We start from the raw sequence: 2,041 nt of genomic DNA, 5'->3' as shown, positions 1-2,041 counted from the left end.
CTTTAATGAAGGGCGTGAGAATCCGCTGGGGCCACTATCGGTACAGTATGCGGACTATGCGGTGTGGCAGCGCGAGTGGCTCAGTGGCGATGTATTGGCAGAGCAATTGGGTTATTGGCAGGAGCAGTTGAGAGGTTTACCTCCGGTACATAGCTTACCCTTAGATAAGACACGCCCTAACAAACAAAGCTTTATCGGAGCTCGGTACTGTCAGACTCTTAACAAAGGTTTGACCAAAAGCATTCAGCGATTTTGCAGAACGCGGGATGTAACACTGTTTATGTTCATTCATTCCGTGTTATCAATACTGTTAAATCGTTATAGCAATGAGAATGACATTGTCATAGGTACACCAATTGCGGGACGAGTTCACAGGGATATCGAATCTTTGATCGGATTCTTTGCGAACACCTTGGTATTGCGCAGTGATTTATCCGGTAACTTGATATTTGATGAGCTATTGCAAAAAAATAGACAAGTAGTTCTTGATGCATATGAATATCAGGATATTCCATTTGAAATATTAGTTGAGGCATTAAATCCGGAGAGAAACGCAAATCATAGCCCATTATTCCAAGTGATGTTAACTCTCCAAAATAACGGATATTCCGGATTAGAGCTTGGTGGTTTAACTTTCTCAGGTTTGCATTCAACACATTGTAGTACCAAATATGATTTGGAGTTAAGCCTCATAGAGACTGAACAAGGACTGATATTAGACTGGATATATAGTAAAGATCTTTTTGAAGAGCCAACCATAGAGCGATTTGCTAGCAGTTTCCGGGTATTACTTGAAGAAATTATTTCATCCCCAGAAAGACCAATAAATCAGTTATCCATACTCACCGAATTACAAAAAAAACAATTACTAATTGAGTGGAATAATACTGCTATAGATTATCCGAAAAATATTTGTGTTCCTGAGCTTTTTGAGCAGAGAGTAAAAGAATCACCGAACTCGATAGCTGTTGCATTTAATGATGATGTGCTCTCATATAAAGAACTCGATGCTTGTTCAAACAAACTAGCTAGCTACCTTGTGGAGCAATGTGTAAAACCAAATGAGTTGGTTGGGCTTTGTATTGAGCGATCGTTGGATATGGTGGTAGCGTTGCTAGGAATCATGAAAGCAGGGTGTGCCTATTTACCGCTAGATCCAAGCTATCCGGAATCCCGGTTGCACTATATGTTACAAGATGCGGGTGTGAGCATTGTTCTAAGTCAGTTTTCTTTAAAAAGACTCCTGAAAAAAGCGAAAGCAAGTATACTGTTCTTAGATGATTCCATCTTGCAAGAAGAGCTTTCCTCTTATTCATCGAAAAATATTTTACAGTCTTCGATAAAATTAAGTCCACAAAGCTTGGCTTATGTTCTTTATACTTCCGGTTCTTCCGGGAAACCGAAAGGTGTAATGATCGAGCATGCAGCTTTAACAAATTTTCTATTTGCAATGGAAGATATGTTAAGGGGGGATCTGTGCAGCACAACAAAAATGCTGGCTGTCACTACTGCTGCTTTTGATATGGCAATTCTAGAAATATTTGGTCCACTAGTTTCTGGTGGGCAAATTATTATCGCATCACAAACTGATACTAAGAACCCTCAGCTACTAAGTAAGCTTATCGAAAAACACGATATCAACTTCATGCAAGCCACTCCAATCACTTGGCAATTACTTATGGATATAGGGTGGAAGGGCAAAAAAGATTTAGTAGCACTGTCTGGTGGTGAAGTTATTGGAACAAAGTTAGTTGATTATTTATCAACCCAATGTCAACGATTATGGAATGGCTACGGCCCTACCGAAACAACTGTATTTACTTTGATCAAGGAAGAGCACTATAGAGATTACTCTCTGGTATTAGGCCGAATGTTAAGTAATTATAAACATTATGTGCTAAATGATTTAGTTCAACCTCTACCAATTGGTATGATGGGAGAATTACATATTGGTGGCCCTGGAGTAGCGAGAGGCTATCTGAATCGCCCTGAATTAACCAAAGAAAAATTCATCTCAAACCCTTTCAGTAGTGACCCGAAT

Annotated in this window: 1 protein-coding gene; it reads left to right on the top strand. The window is 39.4% G+C overall.

Annotated features, from left to right (window positions below):
- The coding region (locus ACCI49_RS24435; protein ID WP_371841863.1) for a non-ribosomal peptide synthetase at nt 1–2,041 on the top strand (2,041 nt) is incomplete at both ends.

It is taken from the genome of Microbulbifer epialgicus, from assembly GCF_041447265.1.
Lineage (GTDB): Bacteria > Pseudomonadota > Gammaproteobacteria > Pseudomonadales > Cellvibrionaceae > Microbulbifer > Microbulbifer epialgicus.
The sequence above is the reverse complement of the archived record's forward strand: the minus strand, read 5'-3'. Positions and strand labels throughout refer to the sequence as shown.